The organism is Desulfosporosinus sp. SYSU MS00001, assembly GCF_049943955.1.
Lineage (GTDB): Bacteria > Bacillota > Desulfitobacteriia > Desulfitobacteriales > Desulfitobacteriaceae > Desulfosporosinus.
The window spans coordinates 1-2044 of the sequence record NZ_JBNFTW010000032.1 but is presented as its reverse complement, the minus strand read 5'-3'; the positions used below and the strand labels follow the sequence as shown (position 1 = coordinate 2044).

General features: G+C 50.3%; 1 protein-coding gene. It reads left to right on the top strand.

The window, feature by feature from the left end; genetic code table 11:
- Positions 1-5 precede the first annotated feature (5 nt).
- Positions 6-866, top strand: coding sequence for a broad-spectrum class A beta-lactamase TEM-116 (locus ACPUYX_RS20820; RefSeq protein ID WP_000027050.1), 861 nt, complete (start codon positions 6-8; stop codon positions 864-866).
- Positions 867-2044: the final 1178 nt, after the last annotated feature.

Below are 2044 nucleotides of genomic sequence, written 5' to 3'. Positions count from 1 at the left end.
AGCTTATGAGTATTCAACATTTCCGTGTCGCCCTTATTCCCTTTTTTGCGGCATTTTGCCTTCCTGTTTTTGCTCACCCAGAAACGCTGGTGAAAGTAAAAGATGCTGAAGATCAGTTGGGTGCACGAGTGGGTTACATCGAACTGGATCTCAACAGCGGTAAGATCCTTGAGAGTTTTCGCCCCGAAGAACGTTTTCCAATGATGAGCACTTTTAAAGTTCTGCTATGTGGCGCGGTATTATCCCGTATTGACGCCGGGCAAGAGCAACTCGGTCGCCGCATACACTATTCTCAGAATGACTTGGTTGAGTACTCACCAGTCACAGAAAAGCATCTTACGGATGGCATGACAGTAAGAGAATTATGCAGTGCTGCCATAACCATGAGTGATAACACTGCGGCCAACTTACTTCTGACAACGATCGGAGGACCGAAGGAGCTAACCGCTTTTTTGCACAACATGGGGGATCATGTAACTCGCCTTGATCGTTGGGAACCGGAGCTGAATGAAGCCATACCAAACGACGAGCGTGACACCACGATGCCTGTAGCAATGGCAACAACGTTGCGCAAACTATTAACTGGCGAACTACTTACTCTAGCTTCCCGGCAACAATTAATAGACTGGATGGAGGCGGATAAAGTTGCAGGACCACTTCTGCGCTCGGCCCTTCCGGCTGGCTGGTTTATTGCTGATAAATCTGGAGCCGGTGAGCGTGGGTCTCGCGGTATCATTGCAGCACTGGGGCCAGATGGTAAGCCCTCCCGTATCGTAGTTATCTACACGACGGGGAGTCAGGCAACTATGGATGAACGAAATAGACAGATCGCTGAGATAGGTGCCTCACTGATTAAGCATTGGTAACTGTCAGACCAAGTTTACTCATATATACTTTAGATTGATTTAAAACTTCATTTTTAATTTAAAAGGATCTAGGTGAAGATCCTTTTTGATAATCTCATGACCAAAATCCCTTAACGTGAGTTTTCGTTCCACTGAGCGTCAGACCCCGTAGAAAAGATCAAAGGATCTTCTTGAGATCCTTTTTTTCTGCGCGTAATCTGCTGCTTGCAAACAAAAAAACCACCGCTACCAGCGGTGGTTTGTTTGCCGGATCAAGAGCTACCAACTCTTTTTCCGAAGGTAACTGGCTTCAGCAGAGCGCAGATACCAAATACTGTTCTTCTAGTGTAGCCGTAGTTAGGCCACCACTTCAAGAACTCTGTAGCACCGCCTACATACCTCGCTCTGCTAATCCTGTTACCAGTGGCTGCTGCCAGTGGCGATAAGTCGTGTCTTACCGGGTTGGACTCAAGACGATAGTTACCGGATAAGGCGCAGCGGTCGGGCTGAACGGGGGGTTCGTGCACACAGCCCAGCTTGGAGCGAACGACCTACACCGAACTGAGATACCTACAGCGTGAGCTATGAGAAAGCGCCACGCTTCCCGAAGGGAGAAAGGCGGACAGGTATCCGGTAAGCGGCAGGGTCGGAACAGGAGAGCGCACGAGGGAGCTTCCAGGGGGAAACGCCTGGTATCTTTATAGTCCTGTCGGGTTTCGCCACCTCTGACTTGAGCGTCGATTTTTGTGATGCTCGTCAGGGGGGCGGAGCCTATGGAAAAACGCCAGCAACGCGGCCTTTTTACGGTTCCTGGCCTTTTGCTGGCCTTTTGCTCACATGTTCTTTCCTGCGTTATCCCCTGATTCTGTGGATAACCGTATTACCGCCTTTGAGTGAGCTGATACCGCTCGCCGCAGCCGAACGACCGAGCGCAGCGAGTCAGTGAGCGAGGAAGCGGAAGAGCGCCCAATACGCAAACCGCCTCTCCCCGCGCGTTGGCCGATTCATTAATGCAGCTGGCACGACAGGTTTCCCGACTGGAAAGCGGGCAGTGAGCGCAACGCAATTAATGTGAGTTAGCTCACTCATTAGGCACCCCAGGCTTTACACTTTATGCTTCCGGCTCGTATGTTGTGTGGAATTGTGAGCGGATAACAATTTCACACAGGAAACAGCTATGACCATGATTACGCCAAGCT